The sequence below is a fragment of the Carboxydothermus hydrogenoformans Z-2901 genome, assembly GCF_000012865.1.
Taxonomy (GTDB): domain Bacteria; phylum Bacillota; class Z-2901; order Carboxydothermales; family Carboxydothermaceae; genus Carboxydothermus; species Carboxydothermus hydrogenoformans.
The window spans coordinates 1,602,510-1,628,648 of record NC_007503.1 but is presented as its reverse complement, the minus strand read 5'-3'; the positions used below and the strand labels follow the sequence as shown (position 1 = coordinate 1,628,648).

General features: G+C 42.9%; 23 protein-coding genes. All 23 read left to right on the top strand.

What is annotated here, in order from left to right:
- Positions 1 to 82: 82 nt before the first annotated feature.
- The 23 genes from CHY_RS08475 to hslV all read left to right on the top strand — a co-directional run bounded on the left by CHY_RS08475 (position 83) and on the right by hslV (position 26,139).
- The gene (locus CHY_RS08475) at positions 83 to 2,320 is read left to right on the top strand and encodes an SF1B family DNA helicase RecD2 (RefSeq protein WP_011344709.1); all 2,238 of its coding nucleotides are present in this window, start codon (positions 83 to 85) and stop codon (positions 2,318 to 2,320) included.
- Positions 2,295 to 3,404, top strand: coding sequence for a glycosyltransferase family 4 protein (locus tag CHY_RS08470; RefSeq protein WP_011344708.1), 1,110 nt, complete (start codon positions 2,295 to 2,297; stop codon positions 3,402 to 3,404). Before CHY_RS08475 ends, CHY_RS08470 begins: the two co-directional genes overlap by 26 nt.
- Positions 3,401 to 5,572: a hypothetical protein gene (locus CHY_RS08465; RefSeq protein ID WP_011344707.1), complete on the top strand. Its 2,172-nt coding sequence runs from the start codon at positions 3,401 to 3,403 to the stop codon at positions 5,570 to 5,572. The genes CHY_RS08470 and CHY_RS08465 overlap by 4 nt, the downstream gene beginning before the upstream one ends.
- Positions 5,569 to 6,324, top strand: a complete 756-nt coding sequence (locus CHY_RS08460; protein ID WP_011344706.1) for a fumarylacetoacetate hydrolase family protein — start codon at positions 5,569 to 5,571, stop codon at positions 6,322 to 6,324. Before CHY_RS08465 ends, CHY_RS08460 begins: the two co-directional genes overlap by 4 nt.
- Before the next feature lie 198 nt (positions 6,325 to 6,522).
- Positions 6,523 to 6,906 (top strand): adenosylmethionine decarboxylase, encoded by a 384-nt coding sequence (speD, locus tag CHY_RS08455; RefSeq protein ID WP_011344705.1) that lies wholly within the window; start codon positions 6,523 to 6,525, stop codon positions 6,904 to 6,906.
- Between the two features lie 182 nt (positions 6,907 to 7,088).
- Complete coding sequence (locus CHY_RS08450) at positions 7,089 to 7,721, top strand: hypothetical protein (protein WP_011344704.1); 633 nt, start codon at positions 7,089 to 7,091, stop codon at positions 7,719 to 7,721.
- Positions 7,722 to 7,740: 19 nt separating this feature from the next.
- Positions 7,741 to 8,475, top strand: coding sequence for a demethylmenaquinone methyltransferase (locus CHY_RS08445; protein WP_011344703.1), 735 nt, complete (start codon positions 7,741 to 7,743; stop codon positions 8,473 to 8,475).
- Between the two features lie 18 nt (positions 8,476 to 8,493).
- Complete coding sequence (locus CHY_RS08440; protein ID WP_011344702.1) at positions 8,494 to 9,942, top strand: menaquinone biosynthesis decarboxylase; 1,449 nt, start codon at positions 8,494 to 8,496, stop codon at positions 9,940 to 9,942.
- Entirely contained in the window at positions 9,935 to 10,783 is an 849-nt protein-coding gene (locus CHY_RS08435) for a UbiA-like polyprenyltransferase (RefSeq protein WP_011344701.1), read from the top strand. Before CHY_RS08440 ends, CHY_RS08435 begins: the two co-directional genes overlap by 8 nt.
- A 15-nt stretch (positions 10,784 to 10,798) precedes the next feature.
- Positions 10,799 to 11,902, top strand: a complete 1,104-nt coding sequence (mqnE, locus tag CHY_RS08430; protein ID WP_011344700.1) for an aminofutalosine synthase MqnE — start codon at positions 10,799 to 10,801, stop codon at positions 11,900 to 11,902.
- Positions 11,899 to 12,744 carry a menaquinone biosynthesis protein gene (locus CHY_RS08425; protein WP_011344699.1) on the top strand — a complete coding sequence of 282 codons (846 nt, stop codon included), beginning with the start codon at positions 11,899 to 11,901 and terminating at the stop codon, positions 12,742 to 12,744. Before mqnE ends, CHY_RS08425 begins: the two co-directional genes overlap by 4 nt.
- Positions 12,735 to 13,811, top strand: coding sequence for a cyclic dehypoxanthinyl futalosine synthase (gene mqnC / locus CHY_RS08420; RefSeq protein ID WP_011344698.1), 1,077 nt, complete (start codon positions 12,735 to 12,737; stop codon positions 13,809 to 13,811). The genes CHY_RS08425 and mqnC overlap by 10 nt, the downstream gene beginning before the upstream one ends.
- Positions 13,812 to 13,815: 4 nt before the next feature.
- Positions 13,816 to 15,216 (top strand): L-seryl-tRNA(Sec) selenium transferase, encoded by a 1,401-nt coding sequence (selA, locus tag CHY_RS08415; RefSeq protein ID WP_011344697.1) that lies wholly within the window; start codon positions 13,816 to 13,818, stop codon positions 15,214 to 15,216.
- Positions 15,213 to 17,120 (top strand): selenocysteine-specific translation elongation factor, encoded by a 1,908-nt coding sequence (gene selB, locus CHY_RS08410; RefSeq protein WP_011344696.1) that lies wholly within the window; start codon positions 15,213 to 15,215, stop codon positions 17,118 to 17,120. Before selA ends, selB begins: the two co-directional genes overlap by 4 nt.
- A 93-nt stretch (positions 17,121 to 17,213) precedes the next feature.
- A complete protein-coding gene (locus CHY_RS08405) occupies positions 17,214 to 17,792 on the top strand; it encodes a flavodoxin family protein (RefSeq protein WP_049752091.1) in 579 nt (192 codons plus the stop codon).
- A complete protein-coding gene (locus CHY_RS08400) occupies positions 17,793 to 18,590 on the top strand; it encodes a hypothetical protein (protein ID WP_011344693.1) in 798 nt (265 codons plus the stop codon). It abuts the gene before it with no gap.
- Positions 18,591 to 18,627: 37 nt separating this feature from the next.
- A complete protein-coding gene (locus tag CHY_RS08395; RefSeq protein ID WP_011344692.1) occupies positions 18,628 to 19,239 on the top strand; it encodes a nitroreductase family protein in 612 nt (203 codons plus the stop codon).
- Positions 19,240 to 19,333: 94 nt separating this feature from the next.
- The gene (locus CHY_RS08390) at positions 19,334 to 20,173 is read left to right on the top strand and encodes a hypothetical protein (RefSeq protein WP_011344691.1); all 840 of its coding nucleotides are present in this window, start codon (positions 19,334 to 19,336) and stop codon (positions 20,171 to 20,173) included.
- A gap of 76 nt (positions 20,174 to 20,249) precedes the next feature.
- Positions 20,250 to 21,326: a DNA-processing protein DprA gene (gene dprA, locus CHY_RS08385; protein WP_011344689.1), complete on the top strand. Its 1,077-nt coding sequence runs from the start codon at positions 20,250 to 20,252 to the stop codon at positions 21,324 to 21,326.
- Positions 21,327 to 21,338: 12 nt separating this feature from the next.
- A complete protein-coding gene (gene topA, locus CHY_RS08380; RefSeq protein ID WP_011344688.1) occupies positions 21,339 to 23,423 on the top strand; it encodes a type I DNA topoisomerase in 2,085 nt (694 codons plus the stop codon).
- Positions 23,420 to 24,721 carry a methylenetetrahydrofolate--tRNA-(uracil(54)-C(5))-methyltransferase (FADH(2)-oxidizing) TrmFO gene (gene trmFO, locus CHY_RS08375; protein ID WP_011344687.1) on the top strand — a complete coding sequence of 434 codons (1,302 nt, stop codon included), beginning with the start codon at positions 23,420 to 23,422 and terminating at the stop codon, positions 24,719 to 24,721. Before topA ends, trmFO begins: the two co-directional genes overlap by 4 nt.
- Positions 24,714 to 25,607, top strand: a complete 894-nt coding sequence (xerD, locus tag CHY_RS08370; RefSeq protein WP_011344686.1) for a site-specific tyrosine recombinase XerD — start codon at positions 24,714 to 24,716, stop codon at positions 25,605 to 25,607. Before trmFO ends, xerD begins: the two co-directional genes overlap by 8 nt.
- On the top strand, positions 25,600 to 26,139 hold the full coding sequence (hslV, locus tag CHY_RS08365; protein ID WP_011344685.1) for an ATP-dependent protease subunit HslV: 540 nt from the start codon (positions 25,600 to 25,602) through the stop codon (positions 26,137 to 26,139). The genes xerD and hslV overlap by 8 nt, the downstream gene beginning before the upstream one ends.

Below are 26,139 nucleotides of genomic sequence, written 5' to 3'. Positions count from 1 at the left end.
AACTCCGGCTCATGCCGGGGTTTTTTCTTTTTTAAAATTGTAGTAAAATTATGCTAAATCATTATAAATTGAAGGGAAAAATATGACCAGGAATTTTCTTTTGGAAGAGACAATTAATGTAGAAGTAAAATATATAAAATTCTCCCGGGAAAACTTTATTATTGCCGGAGCTAAAATTTTAGAAGGAGAACGGCAGGGGGAAATTATTGATATTTTAGGGGAAATAATTAACTGCCGGGTAGGCGAACGGTACCGGGTTTCGGGAAAGTTTGTCAATAACCCCAATTACGGTTTGCAGTTTCAGGTTAAATACTACGAAAGGGAAAGACCAAATTCTCCGGAACAGTTAATCTCGTACCTGTCTAACTTAGGGGTTAAGGGAATTGGGGAAAAAACGGCAGCGAAAATTGTTGAAAGATTTGGTATGGACTCCCTGACCGTTATCCTAAAAGATTTTTCCCAGCTAACAAAAATAAGAGGCATTTCCTTTGAAAAAGCGGAAAGCCTGTACCAGAAATTAAAAGAAGAGTATCTTTTCGAAGAAGCTTTTAATTTATTAGCTCCGCTAAACTTGGAACCGCATCAAATTAAAACCCTGCTCAAATTTTACCGGGAAAGTTTAATAGAGCACTTAAAAGAGAATCCTTACAAACCCATTCATGAACTTTACGGTTTTGCCTTTGCACCCTTTGATAAGCTGGCAAAAGATTGGCATTTTCCCCCGAACCACCTTTACCGGATTAAAGCTTCTATCGTTTATGTGTTAAAGGAAGCTCTGGAGCAGGGACATGTTTATTTACCTTTGGCAGAAGTGTATAACAAAGGGCTGGCTCTTCTGGGGGAAGGGATTGGGCCTGAGACCCTCGACGAGGGGCTTTCCGTACTTTTAAGAACCGGAGAAGTGTGCCTGGAAAGGGACCGGCTTTATTTGAAAAAGCTTTATGATGCGGAAAAAACGGTGGCGCGGAAAGTAGCCTTTCTTTTAACGATTACCGATAAAAAAATTAATATAAAGAAGCCTCTGAACGAGGTAGAAAAAAAACTGGGAATTTCCTACGACCCATTACAAAAGGAAGCTCTATCGTTAATGTTTGCCGAGAAAAAACTTTTTATTTTAACCGGGGGTCCTGGTACCGGTAAAACCACGGTAATCAAAGGATTTATTGAGCTGTATCAGAGGTTTTTTCCTAAAAACAAAATTGCTCTGGCGGCGCCTACCGGGCGCGCGGCGAAAAGGCTTTCCGAAAGCACCGGGATGCCGGCGGCGACAATTCACCGTCTTTTAGAACCGGAGGGGGAAACCCGTTCGGGAGAACTGCTTTTTCGCTATAACAAATACGAACCTTTACCCTACGATTTAATAATAATTGATGAAGTTTCCATGCTTGATTTACCTTTAGCTGCTGCTTTATTTGAGGCTATAACCCCTGAATGCCGGCTGGTACTGGTGGGAGATCCCAATCAGTTGCCCCCGGTGGGTCCCGGGCAATTGTTGAAAGATCTTTTAGCCGTGGAAGAAATTCCGCGGATAAGCCTGAAAACGGTTTTTCGTCAGGGAGAAGATGCAGGAATTATTGAGGTTGCCCACCGGGTATTAACCGGGGATTGGTCTGAACTTGAGCGGCTCCTTGGGAGAAGAATATTGGAGGATGTGTTTTTTCTTCCGGCGAAAGATACGGAAAATATTACTAATCTTCTTTTAAAGGTGGTTAAAAAGCTCTGGGAAAATTACGGGTATTCTCCGGAAGATATTGCCGTTTTATCTCCTATGCGGAAGGGCGCTTTAGGGGTAGAAAATTTAAATGTTTTACTGCAAAAACTGTTTAACGGTTTTGAAACACAGGAAGTAAAATTTTTCGGTACTTCTTTTAAAGTGAACGATAAGGTCATGCAGATAAAAAATAATTACGAACGGGGAGAAGATGGGGTATTTAACGGCGAAACCGGGTTTATCAAAAAAATTATTAAATCCGGGGATGAAGAAGAAATCATTGTTTCTTTTGACGGCAAAAACATAAAATATCGGAAAACGGATTTAGAAGAGCTGACGTTGTCTTATGCGACTACCGTTCATAAAGCTCAGGGAATGGAATATCCGGTGGTTATTCTTGTTTTACATAATTACCATTATCCTTTACTTAAGAGAAATCTTCTTTATACTGCTGTAACCAGGGCCAAGAAAATGCTTATTGTCATAGGAACTCCCTGGGCTTTACGGCAGGCGGTGGAAAATATTAAGGAAGAAACCAGGTATTCTTCTTTGCCGGAAAGACTCGGGGGAGTTTTTGAAAAGGGTGATCTGGTTGAGCGGGAAGGTTAAAGTTTTACAGGTGATGCGGCCATCGGCGGGGGGAATAAAAAAGCATGTTTTTTCCCTGCTGCAAAAGAAAAGCGGTGACTTTGCTTTTGGTTTTGCCGGCGAGTTAACCGAAGCTGAGCAAAAAACCTTAAAAGACCTGGGAGTAACCTACTATTCCGTAGCAATTCCTGCAGGAATTTCCTTAAAAGGGGATTTAAAAGCCTGCTATTCCCTTTACCGCATTATTAAAAAAGAAGGGTACCGGATAGTTCACTGCCATGGTTTTAAAGCGGCACTGGCGGGAAGAATGGCTGCTTTTTTGGCTGGGGTGCCGGTGGTTTATACCGTACATAACTCCATCTGGCATGAAAATGTAGCGGCTTTTAAAAGAATTATTGCTTCGCTCATTGAGCGCTTTTTAACCAAATTTTATACCCATAAAGTAATTGCGGTCAGTGAAAATTTAAAGAAAGAATTAATCTTAAAGCATGGGGTTTTGGCAGAAAAAATTACCGTAATTCCTAATGGGGTGGAGATTCCGGAAGAGATAAAAACAAATCCCCACCAGCCGGTGGTAATAGGTACCTTAGCCCGTTTTGCCCCGCAAAAGGGTTTAAATTATCTTTTAAAAGCCTTAGCCCTTCTAAGTAACAGGGGAGTGGTATTTCGGGCGATCATTGGCGGTGATGGCCCTTTAAAAAATGAGCTGAAAGAGTTAGCAAAAGAGCTGGGGATTGAAAGCCTGGTTACCTTTCCCGGATACATTCCCAATCCCGCTGAATTTTACCGGGAAATTGATATTTTTGTTTTACCGTCCATTTCCGAAGGACTACCCTTATCCCTTCTCGAAGCAATGAGCTGGAAGTTAGCCGTAATTGCCACCAACGTTGGGGGAATTCCGGAAGTCATTAATTCCGGGGAAAATGGTTTATTAGTTCCCCCCAAGGATGCTACGGCTTTAACTGAAGCGCTTTACACGTTAATTTTTAATGAAAATTTTCGTTTAAGTCTTGGAGAAAGGGCTTATATCACGATAAGGGAGAAATACAACGTAGCGCACATGGCCCAGCGAAACGAGGAGATTTACAGGGGGTTACTTAAATGAGAAAAAAAGTATTTTACATAATTTTACTGATTATTGCAGTAGTGTTGTTTCCTTCTTTGGCCTTTGCCGGTTCCCCGGGGAAATTGGTGTTAATTTCTCTGGATGGGTTATCTTTTGAGGAATTAACGGAGCTTGGCCGGTATCCAAACTTTGAGCGGGTTTTTAAGGAAGGTAGTGTGGCGTTAATGAATAATAATACCGGTGGTGGTCTAAATAGCGTAAATGCTTATCTTACCATCGGTAGCGGTGCCCACCTTCGCGGAGGGGAAACGGGTAGACTTGCGTTTAATTACGGAGAACAGTACGATGGCCAGGAAGGATTTGCTTTATATCGTACCTTTTTTGGGAAGGAACCTTCCGGGGAAGCGGTTGTTAACCTGGGTGCGGTGGAAGCGGAACGGGAAAGCAGTTCGTTAAAATATCCGTTTAAAATTGGCTTAATAGGTGAAGAGTTAAAAAAACGGGGATTAAAAACGCTGGTAGTGGGTAATGCCGATGCCGGAAAGGAGTATTTCCGGGAAATTACTCTTTTAACCATGGATAAAACCGGTGTTACCCCTTTGGGATTGGTAAACCGGGAAGTATTAAAAAAGGACCAGGATTTTCCCGGAGGTTTGAGAAGTGATTATGATAAGATTTATACTTTTGTAACGGACAATTGGCGAAGTTCGGATCTCGTGGTCATTGAAACAGGGGATATTGCCCGAGTTGATTATTTTAAAAACTTACTTTTTGACCGGGAAATAAAACGCCAGAAGACGAAAGTTTTTAAGGAAGTCGATGCTTTTTTAGGAAAGATACTTTCAAAGTTAAATCCTAAAAAAGATGCCCTTATTATTTTTACTCCCTATCCCAGCAGGGATATGCTGGCAAAGAAAGATTACCTGGGCTTTGCGGTGGCCTGGGGCCGGGGGTTTGGTCCCGGGTTACTTACCTCCGGCACCACAAAAAGACCCGGTTTAATTACCAATTTGGATCTCACCGCAACTATCTTGACTTTTTACGGTATTAAACCACCGGTAGAGGTTTTTGGCCGTTCGGTGCAGGGAATTAGCAAGGCAAATGCGTTAAATTTCCTGAAAGATTATCATAACCAGATATTAATTACTTACAACTTACGACCACCGTTAGTTAAAAGTTATATTACCGTTTTAATTATTACGCTTCTTTACGGACTTTTTGGCCTGTATTACAAAAAAGTTAAAGGACTGGATCTTGCCCTTTTGTTTTTATTTACGGTACCTTTAACTTTTTTATGGCTTTCCCTTTTCTACACCAATAACCTCATTTTAAACTTTTTAATTGCGGTGCTTTTAAATTTAGCTTTGGTGGTACTGGCAAAACTTTTAAATAAACTTCTGGGAATAGATAGCTTTGCGGTTATCGGAATAATTACCTTTGCTTCGTTGATTTTTGACCTTTTAAATCACCAGGAGTTAATCCGCCGGTCGGTTCTTGGCTACGACCCGATGGCCGGCGCCCGGTATTACGGGATCGGCAACGAGTATATGGGGATTTTGGTAGGGGTTACTTTATATTTAGCAAGCCATTACGGTACGCGCTTGAAAAAGAAAGCTTACGTTTTATATTCGTTTGTTTTTCTTGCCGTTTATTTGCTTATTTCCTCTCCTTCCTATGGAGCAAACTTTGGGGGAGCTCTAACGGCATTGTTTGGTTTTACCGTTTTTCTGGCGCTATTTTTAAACATCCGTTTTAATGTACGAAACGTGTTGATATTGCTAGGAGCGGTAATGGCAGGTTTAATAGCAGTTTATACTTACGATGCTTTTTTAAGCACTAAAGCTCAATCCCACGTGGCAAGGGCTATACAGGAAGTAAGGGCAGGTGGTCTTTCGGTTTTAACGGGGATTATAATCCGCAAGGTGGCAATGAATATAAAACTTATTAAATACACTATCTGGAGCAGGGTGTTTTTGACAAGCTTACTGGCTCTGGCCTTTTCCTTTTACCGGCCTCTTGGTTACATGAACAAAATAAAAACGGAAATGCCGATATTTTACAAAGGATTAGTCGCCATTTTAGTAGCAAGCGTGGCTGCTCTTATTTTTAATGATTCGGGAATTGTAGCGGCGGCTACTACTATGAATTACAGCGCCTTGCCGCTTTTATATCAAGTATTATTATTTGTACGGGAGGGAGAAAAATGATTTTAGGTAGAGCCGTAATAGCGGGGCAGGATAAGTACGTGAAAATTAATGATGATAAGGTAGAAATTTTAAATGGAGATATTTTCGGCGAGATTAATTCCAGCGGAAAATTACTTCCGCTTTCAGAGGTCAAATTACTACCCCCGGTATTACCGTCGAAAATTATCTGTGTAGGTTTAAACTACCGGGACCATATTGACGAATTTAAACACCAGTTGCCGGAAGAACCGGTGATTTTTCTAAAACCGCCTACCGCGGTAATTGGTCCTTTAGACGTGATAATATTACCTCAAGAAAGTCGGCGGGTGGACTACGAAGGAGAACTGGCGGTGGTGATTAAAAAGGAAGGGCGAAATCTAAAGGAAGAAGAAGCAAGGGATTTCATCTTAGGTTATACCTGTGCCAATGATGTTACCGCCCGGGACTTACAGCGGAAGGATGGACAGTGGACGCGGGGAAAATCGTTCGATACTTTTTGCCCTCTTGGACCGTGGATTGTTACCGATATTGAGCCTGACCACCTTGAGATAGAAACTTATTTGAATGGGGAACTCCGGCAAAAGAGTAATACTTCTAAAATGCTGTTTCATCCCTATTTTTTGGTAAGTTTTATTTCTAAAGTCATGACTTTAAAGCCTGGAGATGTAATTTTAACGGGAACCCCCAGCGGTGTTGGTAAACTTGCTGAAGGAGACACGGTTGAGGTAAAGATTTCGGCCATTGGAAGCCTGAGAAATTTTGTGAAAGTATAGAAAAAGCCATGAAATCTTAAAAATTTTTAAGGATAATAAAGAATTAACCAAAATTAAATGAAATTAATTTAGAAAATCTCTATTTTTTTATTGACAACGGGGATTTATGTGCTAAAATTTAATTTGATTGAATAAAGCCCATGTATACAAAAGGGGGTTATAGTTCCCAACAAATTATTTTTAAAGGAGGAAGTGCCGATGAATGCTTTAGGCCGTCATGTGATTGCCGAGCTTTACGGCTGCGGGTTTGACGTTTTAAATGATGTCAAAAGAGTTGAAGAAATCATGGTCAGAAGTGCTTTGGAAGCAGGTGCTGAAATTAGAGAGGTAGCTTTCCATAAGTTTAGTCCGCAAGGGGTTAGCGGTGTGGTGGTCATTTCTGAGTCCCATCTTGCAATTCATACCTGGCCTGAGTTAGGTTATGCTGCTGTTGATGTATTTACCTGCGGGGATACGGTAGATCCCTGGGATGCAACAAATTACCTGGCAAAGGAGTTTGGGGCAAAGTACATGACGGCTAAGGAAACGAAGCGGGGCGTCATGGTTGAAGAGTTTGCCGAGAGTCAAGCCGTCAATTTATAGGAGGGATTTTTATTAGTACGTGTTTTAAACACGGTTAGCGAGCCTTACATGCCGGAGAAGGTATGTAGGGCTTATTTATTTTAAAAATGATGATTTCCAATAATTTTAAGAAAGCTAACAGGAAAATGGGATAAAATAAAGAATAATAGTATAAGTGTGGATTATTTTGGGGAGGCCTGTAAATGAGTGTTGTTGAAAGGGAACTTAATAAAGTGGCAGCGGAAATAACGGAGGTAATTGCCAAAAAACTTCGAAGTAACGTGGAACAATACGGGGAAATTTTGCCCGAGATTAAGGAAATGACTGCTGTTAGAAAAAGAATTTTAGTTTGGTTACTGATGGGGCAAAGGCTGGGGATTGAATGGGAAAAATTAGTAAAATTAGCCGAAATATTCTCTTATATTTATCTAGCCCATGAAATTCACCGGCAGATTGGTGAAGAAGAATATCACGGGGAAAGGCAAAGAATCCAGTATCAGGTGTTAGTGGGCGATTTTATGTACGGTAACTTTTTTTTGGAGCTGGCCAAAGCGGGACTTTTACAATACTTAAGTTCTCTGGCCAGGTTAATTCTTGATTTAAATGAAGCTGCTTTAATTTTTTCGGAGGAAGATAAATATAAAGACGAGCGAATTTTTATGGGTCAGAGTCTGGCTATCCTGGGAGATTTAGCTGATGTACCCAAAGATACCCTGCAAGAACTTATTACCTTTGGAGAAAAAATTGGCGAGTTTCTTTGTAACATTGAGGATGAAGGCTTTGACGGTTTAATAAAACTTAAAGAATTTATCGATAAAAACGACATTTTATCATAAAAGGAAGGGGTAGTAAATTTTGAACGATTCCCGCCAAACTTCAAAAGAAGAACTTGTTTATAATATTTTTTCGGCAATTGCCCATCGGTATGATTTATTAAATACCGTTTTAAGTTTTAACCGGGATAAAGCCTGGCGGCGGTTCGCGGTTAAGGTATCGGGCTTATCGGCCGGGGGAAGGGGTTTAGATGTGGCCTGCGGCACGGGAATGTTTGCTATTGAATTAGCGCGGGTAGTTGGCCCGACAGGAGAAGTCGTAGGACTTGATTTTAACGAAAACATGCTTGAAGTTGCCAGGAAAAATATTGCCAGGTACTCCATGGAAAAAATAATTAAGTTAGTTCACGGTAATGCCTTAGCTTTACCTTTTCCGGACAACAGCTTTGATGTGGCAACTATTGGTTTTGCTTTAAGAAATGTGCCGGATATTGAAAAAACAATATTGGAAATGAAAAGGGTAGTAAAACCCGGAGGCAGGGTTGTGAATTTAGAACTTGCCCATCCGACCTTCCCCGTGTTTAAACAACTGTACTGGTTTTACTTTGAAAAATTGGTGCCGCTTTTAGGGAAATTGGGGGTGGGGGTGGACGGTCCTTATTCTTACCTGCCCAACTCGGTAAAAAATTTTCCACACCAGCAGGTCATTAAAAAGATGTTCGAGGATTTAGGTTTGGTGGATGTAAAATGCTACGAGCTTACCGGCGGAATAGTGGCGGTTCATGTTGGTACCAAACCATTTGAAAAAACTACATAAGATTGGGGGTAGTAATTGATGGCGTTTCGGGATTTGCGAGAGTTCATAGCAGAACTTGAAAAGCGGGGGGAGCTTAAAAGGATCAAAGTTCCGGTGTCACCGGAATTGGAGATAACCGAAATTACCGACCGGGTGTCAAAGGCTTATGGACCGGCTCTTTTATTTGAAAACGTTTCGGGTTACGATATCCCGGTATTGATGAATGCTTTTGGCTCCTATGAGCGCATGAAATTGGCTCTTGGGGTTGACCGTTTGGATGATATCGGAGAAGAGTTTTTAAGCCTTTTAAATCCCGATGATATCCCGGTTACCATGTTTGAAAAGCTGAAAATGTTACCGAAGCTTGCCAGGTTGTCAAATTTTGCACCTAAGATTGTAAAAAGTGGTCCGGTAAAGGAAGTAATTATCAAGGATAACCCCGATTTAAATAAATTTCCAATATTAAAATGCTGGCCGCAGGATGGTGGAAGGTTTATAACTTTACCGTTAGTCATTACCAAAGACCCGGAAACCGGAAGAAGAAATGTGGGCATGTACCGGATGCAAATTTATGACGGCAGGACTACCGGGATGCACTGGCATATGCATAAAGATGCGGCGCACTTTTACCAGAAGGCCAAGCGCCTGGGCAAGCCTTTAGAAGTTGCGGTAGCTTTGGGCGGAGATCCGGCAACCATTTATGCGGCGACAGCTCCTCTGCCACCGTCAATTGATGAATTTCTTTTTGCCGGTTTTATTCGGAAAGAACCGGTGGAATTGGTTAAAGCGGAGACGGTAGATTTGGAAGTTCCGGCACATGCGGAGATTGTTATTGAAGGTTACGTTGATCCCGATGAACTGCGATTAGAAGGGCCTTTCGGGGACCATACCGGTTATTACAGCTTAACCGATTATTATCCGGTATTTCATGTTACAGCCATTACCCACAGAAAGAATCCCATTTACCCGGCAACAATTGTGGGCAAACCACCGATGGAAGACTGTTATATGGCAAAAGCCACCGAACGAATCTTTTTGCCTTTTTTAAAGCTGCTGCTGCCGGAAATTGTTGATATAAATCTTCCCCTGGAAGGGGTCTTCCATAATTGCGCAATTGTCTCGATTAGAAAACGTTATCCCGGTCATGCCCGTAAAGTGATGAATGCTTTATGGGGCTTGGGGCAGATGATGTTTACCAAAATGATAATTGTTGTTGATGAAAATGTTAATGTACAAAACCTTTCGGAAGTAATGTGGAAAGTATTTAACAATATTGATGCGAAGCGGGACTTAATGATTGTTGAAGGACCCCTGGATATTTTGGATCACGCATCTCCTCTGCCCAATTACGGTTCAAAGCTTGGCATTGATGCTACCAAAAAATGGCCTTCCGAAGGTCACACCCGACCCTGGCCTGATGACATCGAAATGGATCCAGAGATTAAGGCTTTAGTGGACCGGAAGTGGAGTGACCTCGGCCTTGACTAAAATTAAGATCTTTCTTGAAATGATCAGGTTTGAACATACACTCTTTGCCCTACCTTATGCTTATGTAGGAGCATTTTTGGCTTCCGGGGGTGTACCGAGGCTAAGAGATTTTCTTTTTATTACTTTGGCTATGGTTGGTGCCCGGACTGCCGCAATGAGTTTAAACCGGTTGATTGACCGGCATATAGATGCCTTAAACCCCCGAACCCAAAACCGGGCCCTGCCCCGGGGGCTTATAAAAGTGTCGGAAGTATATATTTACACGATACTTTCGTTATTGCTCTTTTTTTGGGCGGCAGCCAATTTAAAGCCGTTAGCATTAAAGCTTCTTCCCCTTGCTTTATTTGTTCTGGTAATTTATGCTTATACTAAAAGATTTACCTGGGCATGCCACCTTGTTTTAGGTCTGGCCCTGTCCTTTGCTCCGCTCGGAAGCTTTGTGGGGATTGAAGGTTATATTCCGCTACCGGCTTACTTTTTAGCTGCCGGGGTGTTATTTTGGGTGGCAGGTTTTGATATTATCTACGCTCTTCAGGATGTGGAGTTTGACCGGCAGCAGGGGTTATACTCCATACCCAGCAGGTTTGGGATAGAAAAGGCTCTAACGATTGCCCGGGTATTTCACTTTCTAACTATCATCTTCTTTTTACTGGCCGGCATTGGTTTTGGCCTTGGGTTTTTTTATTATTTTGGTGTTATTGCCACCGCTATTCTTTTATTATACGAGCACTGGCTGGTCAAGCCTACCGATTTATCAAGGGTTAATACGGCTTTTAACAATGTAAATATGATTATCAGCGTCTTAATGTTCGGTGTTACCGTTATCGATTTACTAATTTAAAAAGGGAGTGGAAGGATGTTTGCTTTTGCCGATAAAAATTTAGAAAAAATTTACGATAAAGTGGAGAAGGGTGAACGGCTTTCCTTTGAAGACGGGCTAACCCTTTTTAATTCCTCCGACCTTATAGGGATTGGTTATCTTGCCAATATCGTCCGGGAAAGAAAAAATGGCAATAAAGCTTATTTTATTGTAAACCGCCATATCAATCCCACCAATATCTGCGTTAACCGCTGCAAACTTTGTGCTTTTGGGGTGGACAAAGACTCTCCGGAAGCTTACCAGATGAGCCTTGACGAAATTGAAGCGCGGGCTTTAGAATCCAAAGATGATGGGATAAGTGAAATTCACATTGTAGGTGGTCTTCATCCCGATTTGCCTTTTGATTTTTACGTGGAGATGGTGGAGAGGGTTTCCAGAGCCCTACCTGGAGTGCACATTCAGGCTTTTACGGCGGTGGAAATTGACTACTTTTCTCGTATTTCCGGGAAGTCTTTGGAGGAAGTGCTGACAATTTTAAAAAATGCCGGGCTGGGTTCGTTACCCGGCGGGGGTGCGGAAGTTTTTTCCGAGAGGGTGCGAAAGAAAATTTGCGAGAAAAAAATTTCCGGCGAACGCTGGCTGGAAGTCATGAGAACCGCCCATAAACTCGGGCTTAGAAGTAATGCCACCATGCTTTACGGACATATCGAAACCGTTGAAGAAAGACTTATGCATTTAATTAAGTTAAGAGAACTTCAGGATGAAACCGGCGGTTTTATGTCGTTTATTCCTTTGGCGTTTCATCCTAAAAACACCGGGTTAGAGGGTGAAATTAAAACCCTCACTACTGGCGTAGAAGACTTAAAAATGTTAGCTATCAGCCGCTTAATGCTCGATAATTTTGACCATATTAAAGCTTTCTGGATCATGGTGGGACCAAAACTTGCTCAGATTTCCCTTTCCTTCGGAGTGGACGATATTGATGGTACGGTGGTAGAAGAGCGGATTACCCATGCTGCCGGGGCTACCACCTCTCAAGCCATGACCAAAAAGGAAATCCTGCACCTTATACGGGAAGCGGGAAGACAACCGGTAGAAAGAGATACTCTTTACAATGTGGTACGGGAGGATTTTGAATGAAATTAAGGCTTGGACGGGTAAGCTACTTAAACTGCTTACCCTTATATTATCCTTTTGAGAAAAATGGTTTTGCGGAGGCTGAGCTTTTTTCAGGTCCCCCGGCCGAGTTAAATCAACTTTTTTTAAAACATCAGTTAGATGTAACTCCCATTTCCTCCATTGAGTACGCCAGAAACTATCAAGACCTTTTAATTTTACCTGATCTTTCCATTGCCGCCGATGGCCCGGTATTAAGCGTGATGTTTTTTTACCGGCAGGAATTTTCCGGAAGGCTTCAAAACATAAAAAAAGTTGGTGTAACCAGGGAGTCGGCAACATCGGTAGTACTATTAAAAATAATCTTAAAAGAACTTTTTGGAGCCGACCCTCAATACGTACCCATGAATTTGGACATTGAATTTTACCGCAAGACCGATTTAGACGGAGTGCTTTTAATTGGTGATAAAGCTTTAGCAGGTTATTATCATTTGCCCCAAAATTTAGAGGTGTTGGACTTAGGCGAAGCTTTTAAAAAACTTACCGGACTACCCATGGTTTATGCGGTGTGGGCGGTCCACCGGGAGACCTGCCAGAAAGAGCCTCATAAAATTAAAAAGTTAACCGAACTGTTTTTTCAGGCTAAAAATTACTCGTATGCTCACTGGCAAGAAATGGTTGAATTTGGCAGCCAAAAATATCCTTTTACTCCTGAGGAAATTGACGGGTATTTAAAAATTATTTCCCATGAACTATCCGAGAGGGAGTTTTCTGGTCTTTTGGAGTTTTACCGTCGGGCTTCTAAAATAGGCGAAGCGCCGGCAGGGGTTTTGGTTAAGATTTGGAGGGAAGACGATTGGATGTAAAAAAAATTTACGCCAAAATAGAAGCGGGGGAAAGGATAACTTTTGCCGAAGGAGTTTTACTGTTTGAACAGGGAGATTTGTACAACTTGGGGCGACTTGCCAACCTTGTCCGCCGCCGTCATCACCCGGAAAATATTGTTACTTTTGTGGTTGACCGGAATGTAAATTATACCAATATCTGCTCGACGGCCTGCAAATTTTGTGCTTTTTATCGTCCTCCCGGTCATCCGGAAGGTTACGTTCTGACCTTAGAAGAAATCTTTGCCAAAATTGAAGAGCTGGTTAACCTGGGCGGAACTCAGTTATTAATGCAGGGAGGGACCCATCCCGATTTAGGGCTGGAGTACTTTAAAAACTTGTTTTCTCAGATAAAGAAAAGATTTCCAACGGTACAAATCCATTCCCTTTCGCCGCCGGAAATTATGTACCTGGCTAAAAAAGAGGGCTTAAGCGTGGTTGAAGTCTTAAAGCAACTAAAAGAAAGCGGACTGCAATCTTTACCCGGAGGGGGAGCGGAAATATTATCCGACCGGGTGCGGAAGGTAATTAGTCCCAATAAAATTTCCGCGGCGGAATGGCTGGAAGTGATGGAAGCAGCCCATAGCCTGGGGATGAAGACTACAGCAACGATGATGTTCGGGCATGTGGAAAATTACGAAGACAGGATTATTCACCTGGAAAATTTGCGGCAGCTTCAGGATAAAACCCGCGGATTTACTGCTTTTATACCCTGGTCGTTTCAGCCGGCCAATACAGCATTAGCCCATCTTTTGCCAGCTGGAGGGATGGACTACTTAAAGACGGTTGCTATTTCCCGGATTTATCTCGATAATTTTCCCAACATTCAAGCTTCCTGGGTTACTCAAGGGGCCAAAATAGCGCAATTAGCTTTGTATTTTGGAACCAACGATTTTGGCTCTACTATGCTTGAGGAAAATGTGGTCCGGGCAGCGGGGGTAACCTACCGCATACCAATGAACGAAATAATAAAAACTATCCGGGAAGCAGGGTTCATACCGGCCAAACGCAACACCCATTACGAAATTTTGGAAGTTTATGAGGAGTGAGCCGATGGCATTGGAAAAATTACTGCGCTCCATACCCAAGGTAGATGAGATTCTAAAAGCTCCGGAACTTCAGGACTATTTAAACCGTTATCAGCGGGAGATTATTACCCGGAAAGTGCGCGAGGTTTTAGATGAGCTCAGAACCGGTATAGTCTCTGGCCAGCGGCAAAAGCCGCTGGAATTTCAGGAGGTTGTTAACTTAGCTCAAAGAAAGATTGAAAGCTTTTTTCTACCTCCCTACCGGCGGGTGGTCAACGGTACCGGTGTGGTTTTACATACCAACCTGGGCCGGGCTCCTCTGGCCCCGGAGGCGGTAGAAGCCTTACGTAAGGTCTCGGGCAGTTACGGCAACTTGGAGCTGGATTTAACCACCGGAAAAAGGGGCTCCCGTTACGACCACGTGGTGGAATACCTCTGTGAGTTAACCGGAGCCGAGGATGCACTGGTGGTGAACAATAATGCTTCGGCGGTGGTATTAGCTTTAAGCAGTATGGCTTTTGGGAAAGAGGTGATAGTTTCCCGGGGCCAACTGGTGGAAATCGGCGGAGCCTTTAGGATACCGGAAATAATGGAAAGAAGCGGGGCAATTTTAAAAGAAGTTGGTACCACCAATAAAACCCGGATTGACGATTACCGGAAGGCAATTAACGAGAACACCGGCCTTTTATTAGGGGTGCATACCAGCAATTACAAAATAATTGGTTTTACCGAATCGGTGGAAATTGCCGATTTGGTGAAGCTTGGAAAAGAAAAGGGAATTCCGGTAATGTGGGACTTGGGAAGCGGCAGTTTGGTGGATTTAACCTCTTACGGATTACCGTACGAACCAACGGTGCAGGAAGTTCTGGCGGCGGGGGTGGATGTAGTTACTTTTTCCGGAGATAAGCTTTTGGGTGGCCCGCAAGCGGGGATTATTGCTGGCAAGAAAGAGTTTGTTGCCAAAATGAAAAAACATCCTCTTACCCGGGCTATTCGGATTGATAAAATGACCGTAGCAGCTTTGCAGGCAACTTTAATGCTTTACTTTGAAAGAGATTTTCTCTCGAAAATCCCGGTATTACGGATGTTAACCGAACCGCCCGAAAAGATTAAAAAGCGGGCGCAAAAGCTTTATCGCAAACTCTTAAGGGCCAAATTACCTGCGGAAATTTCTCTGGATGAAGGCAAATCGGAAGTAGGTGGGGGAGCTTTTCCCGGAACCTACCTATCTTCTTATGTGATAAAAATTAACCCCCATCACCTTTCGGTGGAAAAACTGGCAAAAGCTTTACGGGAGGAAAATCCTGCCCTTTTGGGAAGAATTGAGGAAGAAAAATTTATTATCGATTTAAGGACGGTATTGGAGGAAGAAATAGATTACTGCAAACGCTTACTGGAAAAACATCTGGTGGGTGACCGGCAATGAAATACTTCATCATTGGAACCGCTGGCCATGTAGACCACGGAAAAACGGAACTGATAAAAAGGCTTACGGGAATTGATACCGACCGCTTAAAGGAAGAGAAAAAACGGGGAATTTCCATCGAACTTGGTTTTGCTCACCTGACGCTCCCTTCGGGGAAAAAAGCCGGGATTGTTGATGTTCCGGGGCATGAGCGGTTTATTAAAAATATGCTGGCCGGGGTTATGGGGTTTGACATGGTGCTTTTAGTTATTGCTGCCGATGAGGGTATTATGCCCCAAACCCGGGAGCATATGGATATTTTAAAGCTTTTACAGATAAAAAAAGGTATCGTGGTAGTAACGAAGAAAGATTTAGTGGATGAAGACTGGTTAAATCTTGTAATTGAAGATATCAAAGAATTTGTCAAAGGAAGTTTTCTCGAAAAGGCTCCCATTATCCCCGTATCATCAATTACCGGTGAAGGGATTTCTACTTTACTTGCGGAAATTGACCGGGTCGCGGAAGAGGTCGAGGAAAAATCCCGGTCGCACTATGCCCGGCTTCCTATTGACCGGGTTTTTACCATAGCGGGATTTGGAACGGTCGTTACCGGTACCCTCTGGTCGGGGGAACTTGCGGTGGGCGAAACGGTAGAAATTCTCCCCCGCGGGCTTACCAAAAAGATTAGAAACCTGCAGGTCCACGGGCAAAAAGTGGAAAGGGCTTTTGCCGGGCAGAGGGTGGCGATCAATTTAGCGGATGTAGAGGTAAAAGATATTGAACGGGGAGATTGGGTTGTTACCATTGGCGTATTAAAACCCACCCGGTTGCTTGACGTTAAGTTTACGGTTCTTGCTTCGCAAGAAAAGCCCGTTCGCCACCGACAGCAGATACGTTTTTACCTGGGAACGGCGGAACGGCTGGGAAGGGTACTGCTTTTAGACCGGGAAGAATTAGAGCCGGGAGGGGAAACTTATGCCCAGCTCATGTTAGAGGAGCCGGTAGTAGCCGACCGCTTTGACCGGTTTATCATTCGCTCCTATTCGCCTATGGTAACTATTGGTGGTGGAGAGATCCTGGACCCTTACCCGGCAAGGAAATACAAGCGTTTTCGCGAGGACGTAATGGAAAGCTTGAAGGTTAAAGAAAAAGGGGAACCTTCTGCCTTAGTTTTAAACGTTCTTTTAAATAGCTTAAAACCCTTAGAACAAAAGGTAATTGAACAAAAAACTACGTTGGCGGCGAGGGTGGTCGAAGAGAGCTTAAATCAGCTAATTGCCGCCAATAAAGTTTACCGCTCGGGGGAAAAACTGTACTTTGCGGCGGATAATTATGCTAAAATTTTAGCTAAAACAAAAGAGTTTTTACAGAGTTATCATCACCAATATCCTCTTAGAGCAGGGGTTTCTAAAGACGAACTGAAGAGTAAACTTTTTAATGAGTTTTCGTTAAGAGAGTTTACTTCTTTTCTGGAAATTGCCGAAGAGAAAAAAGAATTAAAGGTAAGCGGAAATAAAGTAGCTTTAATTGATTACGTACCGAGATTAACAGCGGAACTGGAAAAAGCCAAGGAGAATATTTTAAACTACTTTAAAAAAGCTTCCCTGATGCCGGAAAATCTTAGTGCTGTTTTACCGGGCTTTAACCTCAAAGAAGATTTGGCGCTGGAGTTAATAAATTATCTTGTGGAGCAAGGGGAATTAATTAAGATTGACGAAGAAATATATTTAGCCCGCGAACATTTTGAAGAGGCTATGGCCAAAATTAAAAAGCTTTTATTAGAAAAAAAAGAAATTGTAATTGCCGATGTGCGAGAACTCCTTGGTATTTCCCGTAAATACGCTTTGCCGTTATTAGAAACTTTAGACCAGCTAAAAATTACCCGGCGTGTTGGAGATAAGAGGGTTTTAGCGAGGAGGGAATAGAATTGAGGAAAAAGAGGGTTTTTCGGGTAAAAAGACGTCCCCTGGAAATTTGTGAAAATTACTATGTGGTGAGCGAAAAGAAGGGAGATGGCCGTGGCGAACTCCCTTAAGTATTTAATTCTTTCTACCAGTCCACGGATAGGTGGCAATAGCGATACTGCTGCCCGGTATGTGGAAACCCTCTTAAAGGCTAAAGGAGATGGAGTTTTCTTAAACACTTCCCGCAAAAAAATCAATCCTTGCCTTGGGTGTAATTTATGCAGCCGGGACGGCCGATGCGTGCAAAAGGATGACATGGCAGAAATTTATGAGTTACTTCCGCAAATTAATTACTTGGTTATAGCATCTCCAATTTATGCCATGGGGCTTTGCGCTCAGGCCAAAGCTATAATAGACCGGTTGCAGCCTTACTGGGCGCAAAAGTACCTTTTAAAGCAGTCAGAAATGCAGCAAAAAAGGCGAAAAGGCCTGTATTTACTGACCGCCGGTACTAATTTTAACACCGTATTTACCGGGGCGGAGATTACCTTGAAGTACTTAAATAATGTTTTAGAAGTTGAGGAGTTTAGGATTGTTGGATTTAAAAACTTGGAAGAAAAGGGCGAAATTAAAAAAGATCCCAATAATTTTAACCGGATTCTGGAAGCTATTAATCAAATGGGGGTGAGCTAAATGAGAGCTGCTTTTTCCTTAACGGTGGCTGAAGGGAAGAGGTTGATTGCAAAAGGTATTAAAAAACATCCGGCGGTAGCAAAAGCTTTTAAGGAAGGGATTGTGGTGATTGCCGGAGGAACAACTAATGGTTATATCGTGGAAGAATTAACCGGTAGGGAAATTGAACGGGAGTGGTATACGGCGGGGGTAATAACGCCCAAAGGACAGTGCGTAACCGACCCGGGTCGAAGAATTCCACCGGTGGTGCTGGAACGGGGCCAGGTATCAGAGCTTAGCTGGCAGGATGCCCTCGAAAAAATGGGACGGGATGATGTGTTTTTAAAAGGTGCCAATGCTATCGATGCGGAAGGATTTGCCGGAATCATTACTTCCGATTCCCGGGGAGGGACCATAGGCCGGGCATACCCGCTTATTCGCGCCCGGGGGATACGGCTTATTATTCCCGTTGGTTTGGAGAAAATGGTGCCTTCGGTGCGGAAAGCAGCCGAATTAACAGGAATTTATACAATTGATAAAGCTTTAGGGCAAAAATTCGGTTATACCGTCATTGGTGATGGGGAAATTTTTACCGAAATATCTGCTTTAAAGCTTTTATTTCCCAACATTGAGGTTGTGGTAGTAGGTAGCGGTGGCATAGGGGGAGCCGAAGGGGGAAAAACGTTTATTGTAGAAGGAAATGAGGATGAGGTAGTAGAATTATTAAGCTTGATTAAAACCATTAAAGGAGAACCGGCGCTGAAAGATAGCAAGAGAAACTGTCCCTGCGATGTGCCCTGCGACCGTATAAGGAACTAAATCCGGATTTAGTCCGGAATTTTTAAGGAGGGGGAAGATGGAGTTAAAAGAAATTTTAAAGGGGAGAAGAAGTATTAGAAAGTTTAAAAAAGACCCGGTGCCGCGGGAAGTGGTGGAAGAGCTTTTAGAAGCGGCACTCTGGGCGCCTTCCGGGAAAAACCGCCAGCCCTGGGAAATTTACGTGGTTGGTGGGGAAAAGCGGGATGAGCTTGCCAGGCTTATTGCTGAATCAGGTAAGCACATTAAACCAAAATTAGAAGAACTTTTTCCGGAAAAGATTGTAAAAATTACCCTGCAGTTTTTTGAAAATGTTGGTGACGCGCCGGTAATTATTTTGTTTTACATTCCCAAATACGAATTTTCAGTTAACCATCTAATGAGTGGTTATGAACGCCATTATAATGAAGAAAATAGGATCGAAGCCATCATGAGCGTCTCGGCCCTGGTGGAAAATTTAATGCTTTTGGCTTATGAACGAGGGCTGGGGACGTGCTGGATGACCGGCCCCAGGTATGTGGCCGATGAGATTGATCGCTTTTTGGGGGTTACCGATAAGGAATTTGTGTGTGCGGTGGTACTGGGGTATCCCGATCAAAATCCTCCGGTGCCGCCGAGAAAAACCGGGAAAATACAATTTATTGGCTTTTAGTAACTACCTGCAAAATCGTGTGGCTTGAGCTGCACGATTTTTTGTATTATCATTAGTTTTCCGGGTAAATTATACAAAAAAAGAAGGTGGGATCGTGGTAAGAGACTTAGTTTATCCCGAAGGAATTTATCTTGATGAAATTATTGCTTATTACAGTAAAACCTGGGAATATTTACGGCCGTACATGCAGGGACGGCCCTTTTTTGTCAAATTTTATCCCGAAGGGGTTGGCAGGGAAAGTTATTACGTGCGGGGAAAACTTGCCCATGCTCCTGCTGCTTTGGTTTATTATGAAAAAAGAATTAATGAAAAAACCAGTTTATTGGTCGAAGATTTTCCTACTTTGAAGTGGCTAATTGAGCAGGGTTGCATTGAAATGCACGGCCTTTTAGCAAAAGCCGGGCAGGAAAGATTTCCCGATTTGTTGCTTTTTGACCTTGATCCTTTTCCTCCTTCCGGATTTCAGGAGTGTGTGGAAGTTGCCCTATTAATTCGGGAAGTCCTTAATTCGTATGGATTGGAGGGTTATCCGAAGACTTCTGGATTAATGGGCTTGCATATTTTAGTACCGGTGGTTCCGCGTTATAAAAACGAAACTCTGGTTAGCATTGCTAAATTTATCGGAAGTCTGGTGGAAAAAGCTCACCCGCAAAGGGTTTCCCTGCAGGATTACCGGGCTGAAAGGGAAGGAAAAGTCCACCTGGATTACAGCCACAATCGCTACGGTAAAACGATTATTTTGCCCTATAGTATTCGAGCTTTTGCCGGAGCGGGGGTTTCCACACCTCTTACCTGGGAAGAAATAAAGAGCGGTAAGATTAATCCCCTGGACTTTAACATTAAAACTATTCCTCATCGACTTAAAAAAGATGGAGAGGTCTGGGACTTATTTTCCAGGCAGTATTCTTTAGAAGATTTATTAAAACTTCTTTAAAAAGGTTATAGAAAAATTTAGAAAAATATTTTAAAGTAAAGTAAGGTAAGTTAAAAATATTTTTGGGGTTGATTTTTTGCAAAACAGTGATTATTATTTAACCTTAGCTTCTGTATATTATAACCAAAAACTTTTTCACTTGATTAAAGAAGGCATCCCGGTAGAAGAAATTGTAGTTAATCCGGTAAAAACATTAAAGGAGTTTGGCTTTTCGCCCACGGAAATTAATAGCCTTACCCGGAAAATTTCCGAATTTAATCCCGAACGGGTAAAGGAGCACTGCTCAAACCTGGGGATAAAGATTGTAACCTTTGGGGAGAAGCGGTATCCTGAGCGGTTATTACACCTGTACGACCCACCGGTGGTGTTATTTTGCTGGGGTAACCTGGAGCTTTTAAAAACACCCATGGTCGGGATTGTAGGAGCGAGGCGTGCTTCATCCTACGGCTTAAAAGTTGCCAGAGCTTTTGCCGAAGAAATAGCCGGGGCGGGGATCACGGTGATAAGCGGCCTGGCCCGGGGTATCGATGGTGAAGCACACCGGGGGGCGGTAAGTGCGGGAGCAACGGTGGCGGTTTTAGGTTCGGGGATTGATGTACCTTACCCCCGGGAAAATGAAAACCTTTACCGGGAAATAATACAAAAAGGATTAATCATCTCGGAGTTTTTACCGGGGACGATGCCCTTACCTTATCTTTTTCCCATCCGTAACCGCCTGATTGCCGCTCTGGCCGAAGGTATCGTTGTAGTGGAAGCCGCGTTGAAGAGCGGAAGCTTGATAACCGCCAGGATTGCCCTTGAGTTAGGAAGAGAAGTATTTGCTGTTCCGGGGATGATAACTTCTCCTTTAAGTGCTGGCAGTAATCTTTTATTAAAAGATGGGGCCAGAATTGCTTTAAAAGGAACGGAGGTTATTGAAGAGCTTGGCTTTGGCACGTTATTTAGTAATAGTTTTGCTGCCCAGAGGTCAAAGCAAGAAGCTTTCGGTCTTGCCGGAAAAATTTTAGAAGTTTTAGTAAATGAGGATTTAACCGTGGAAGAGATAGCTTATCGCTTAAATGCCCGTGTTTCGGAGGTATTAAGAGAAATTTCCTTCCTGGAAATAAAAGGCTTTGTGAAAAAACAGTTTGGAGGTAAGTTTACCAGGGGTTGAGGTGATTTTGGTTTGAAAAAATTGGTAATAGTTGAGTCTCCAGCAAAAGCTAAAACTATCGGAAAATTTTTGGGCAAAGAATATGTGGTAAAAGCTTCCATGGGACACATCCGGGACTTACCCACCTATCGGTTTGGAGTAAATATTGAAAAGGATTTTGCTCCTACCTACGAAATAATCCGGGGTAAAAAAGAGCTTATAAAAGAATTAAAAGAAGAAGCGGCCAAGGCGGAAAAGGTCTACATAGCTTCTGACCCGGACCGGGAAGGGGAAGCCATTGCCTGGCACGTAAAGGAAGTATTGGATTTAGAAGATAATGGAGACCTTAGAATCGAATTTAACGAAATTACCAAGGATGCGGTTTTGCAGGCAATAGCCAATCCCCGGGGGATAGATTACAACCGGGTATACGCCCAGCAAGCCCGGAGGATCTTAGACCGGATTGTCGGTTATAAATTAAGTCCCCTGCTTTGGCGAAAAATCAAAAAAGGATTATCGGCCGGGCGGGTACAGTCGGTAGCGGTTAGGCTTATTTGTGAGCGGGAAGAAGAAATTGAAAAATTTGTACCGGAGGAATACTGGAGTTTAACGGCTCATCTTGAAGCGGAAAAGAAACCATTTAAAGCAAAGCTTTCTAAATACCAGAATCGCAAAATAGAAATAAAAAATAAAGATGAAGTGGAGCGGATTATTGCTGAAGTTTCGCAAAGGGATTTTAAAGTTGTTAAAATCACGAAAAAGCTCACCAAAAAATCTGCTCCGGAGCCTTTTATTACCAGTACCTTGCAGCAGGAAGCGTCAAAACGGTTAAACTTTTCGGCCAAAAAAACCATGCAAATTGCCCAGGCTCTTTACGAGGGACTGGAAATCGGTGAATACGGAGTTACCGGTTTAGTAACATATATAAGAACTGATTCTACCCGGGTAGCGGAAGAAGCGAAAGCAAAAGCAGCAGCATATATTAAAAATACTTTTGGGGAAGAATATGTAGGAACTGAGAAAAAGACCAAAGCCCCGAAGGGGAAAATTCAGGATGCCCATGAAGCCATCCGGCCTACGGATATAGAAAAAGATCCGGAAAAGATTAAACAATATTTAACACCCGATCAGTATAAACTTTATAAATTAATCTGGGAACGGTTTGTGGCCAGTCAAATGAGCGATGCTCAGTATGACGTAACTACGGTAGATATTGAAGCGGGAGATTATTTATTTAGGGCGACGGGATCAATCCTAAGATTTCCGGGGTTTACCAAAATCTATCAGGTTGAAGAAGAGGAAGGGGAAAAAGAGGAAAAGGAGAAGTTACCTGCTTTAATGGAAGGGCAAAGCTTAACCTTACTGAAGCTTGAGCCAAAGCAGCATTTTACCGAGCCTCCGCCGCGGTATACCGAAGCTACTTTAATTAAAGCTTTAGAAGAAAAGGGAATTGGGCGGCCGAGTACTTATGCGCCCATCTTGGAGACTATATTAAAGCGAGGCTACGTGGAAAAAGATAAGAAGCAATTAAAACCTACCGAACTTGGCCGGATAGTTGTAGATTTACTAAAGGAACATTTTCCTGACATTATTGATGTGGAATTTACCGCTGAAATGGAAGAAAAACTTGACCAGATTGAAGAAGGAGAAAAAAATTGGATTGAGGTTTTAAGAAATTTTTACGAACCGTTTAATGAAACTTTGCGGCAATCTTACGAAAAAATTGAAAAAATTATCCTGCCGCTGGAGGAAACGGAGGAAAAATGCCCTAATTGTGGAAGAAACTTAGTAGTCAGAACCAGTCGCTTTGGCAAGTTTTTGGCTTGCCCGGGTTATCCGGAGTGTAAATTTATTAAACCTTTTGTGCAAAAAACCGGTGCTACCTGTCCCCGGTGCGGTGGTGAAATCATAGTTAAAAAATCAAAGAAGGGACGAGTTTTCTACGGCTGTTCCAATTATCCGTCCTGTGACTTTGTTAGCTGGGACCTGCCCAGCAGCAAAAAATGTCCCAATTGTCAAAGTGTTATGGTAGAAAAACGACCGAAGAAAAAGCCACCGTACCTTCTCTGTACCAACCCTGATTGTAAGCATACAGAGCCGTTGGAGGAAGTACAATGAAAGAAGTTGATGTGGTTGGGGCCGGGCTTGCCGGTGCTGAAGCTGCCTGGCAGTTGGCCAAAAGGGGAATTAAAGTACGGTTATTTGAAATGCGCCCGAAAAAATTTACTCCGGCGCACCAAACTCCCCTTTTTGCCGAATTAGTGTGCAGTAATTCTTTAGGGGGTATAAATTTAGACAATGCAGCGGGCTTATTGAAAGAGGAGTTACGGTTTTTAGATAGCCTTGTTATAAAGGTGGCTGATCGAAACCGGATTCCCGCAGGCAATGCTTTGGCCGTTGACCGAAATTTATTTGCGGAAGAAGTAACCTTAAGGCTTTCCCACCACCCATTAATAGAAGTTATACGGGAAGAGGTTGTGGATATTAACCCCGAAAGAGTTACGGTAATTGCTTCGGGTCCCTTAACCTCAAAAGCTTTAGCTGAGAATTTAAAAAAATACCTTGAAAGCGATTACCTTTACTTTTTTGATGCGGTTGCTCCTATTGTCGCCGGTGAAAGCTTGGATATGGAAAAATTGTTTTTTGCCGGGCGGTACCAGCAGGATAAGGACTACTTAAATGCTCCAATGAATGAAGAAGAGTATCTGAGGTTTTATGAAGCGTTGATTACTGCTGAACGGCATCCCTTAAAACCTTTTGAAAAAGACATTTATTATGAAGGTTGCCTGCCAATAGAAGTAATCGCTTCAAGGGGTAAAGATACTTTGAGGTTTGGCCCTCTAAAACCTAAAGGGATTATTGATCCAAGAACCGGAAAAGAACCGTATGCGGTAGTTCAATTACGCCGGGAAAATTTAGCGGGGGATTATTACAATCTGGTGGGTTTTCAAACCAATCTTACCTGGAAGGAACAAAACCGGGTTTTTCGCCTGATACCCGGTTTGGAAAATGCCGAATTTATTCGCTTTGGAGTGATGCATAAAAATACCTTTATCAACTCTCCTGCTTTATTAACTCCTTACTTAAACTTGAAAAAATATCCCCGATTGTTTTTTGCCGGTCAGATAACCGGCGGGGAAGGGTATGTGGCAGCGATAGCTACCGGGGCTTGGGCCGGAATTGCCGCTTCCGGGATGTTTGGGAAAATGCCCGAGCCGTTACCGGAAACCACCATGCTTGGCGGGCTCATCCGTTATTTAAACACTGCCCCGGTAGAAAACTTTCAGCCGATGGGAGTAAATTTTGGCTTGGTAAAACCTCTGGACCGAAAAATAAAAAACAAAAAAGAAAGGTATAAGCTTTTAGCTGAAAGAAGTTTAAAAGATTTAAAAAGGTGGCTTGCGGTCAATGGCTGAGGAGCTTAAAGCTTTTTTAAATTATTTATTACTTGAAAGAAATTATTCCCCGAATACCATTGCCGCTTACGAAAGGGATATTTTGGATTTTCAAGAATTTTTACAGGGAAAAAGTTTTTTATCGGTAAATGAAGTGGATTTAAAGCAGTTTTTGGTAGACATTCTGAGGAAAAATCGTAGCCGGAGAACGGCAGCCCGAAAAATGGTTGCTCTCAGGTCCTTTTACCGTTTTTTGAAAAGATGCGGCTTTATCAAAGAAAATCCAGCGTTAAGCCTTGAAATTCCCAAGATTCCCAAAACATTGCCGGAAGTTTTAACCGTGGACGAAGTGTTTAAAGTGATTGAAGGCCAGGAAAACTCCACACCAACGGGATTGCGCAATAGAGCGCTTTTGGAGCTGTTTTACGGAGCAGGTTTAAGAATTGGGGAAATTGCGGGTTTAACGTTAAACGACCTTGATTTAACCCAGGGTTACGTTCGGGTTACCGGTAAGGGACGAAGACAGCGAATTGTCCCCCTGGGAAAATACGCCTTGGATAGTTTAAAGTTGTACCTGGAAGCAGGAAGACCGGCTTTTAAGCCCAAATCAGAAAAGTTGTTCCTAAATCAGCAGGGTGCGGGCTTAACAGTACGGGGAATTCGTTACCTGATTTCGCAGATTGTTAAAAAAGCGGGGCTCAATCGAAAAATAACCCCCCACACCTTTCGCCACAGTTACGCAACTCATCTGTTAGAGGGGGGAGCGGATATCAGGGCCGTGCAGGAATTACTGGGTCATAAACGCTTGTCTACCACCGAAATTTATACCCATCTCAGTAAAGAGCGGTTAAGAGAGGTTTACCTTAGAACCCATCCGCGAAGCAGGGAGGAGAAAAATGATGTTTGAGGGAACCACGATTGTGGCGGTAAAGCGGGGCGGAGAAGTAGCCATTGGCGGTGACGGTCAGGTTACTTTCGGGCAGCAGACGGTTATCAAACGGCGGGCAAATAAAATAAGAAAATTATACCGGGGTAAAGTTCTGGCCGGATTTGCTGGAGCAGTTGCCGATGCTTTTACTTTATTTGATTTATTTGAAAAAAAACTTGAGGAAAGTCAGGGTAATCTTACCCGGGCGGCGGTGGAACTGGTAAAAACCTGGCGCACCGATAAATTTTTACGCCGCCTGGAAGCCATGCTTCTGGTGGCGGACAGGGAAAGGATACTGTTAATATCCGGTACCGGAGAGGTAATCGAGCCGGATGACGGAGTTTTAGCTATAGGTTCGGGAGGAAATTATGCTTTAGCGGCGGCCCGGGCTTTAATTAATCATACCAATTTATCAGCCCGGGAAATAGTGATGGAAAGTTTAAAAATTGCCCAGGAAATCTGTGTTTATACCAATGATTTTATTACGGTGGAGACCATTGGAGGTGAATAA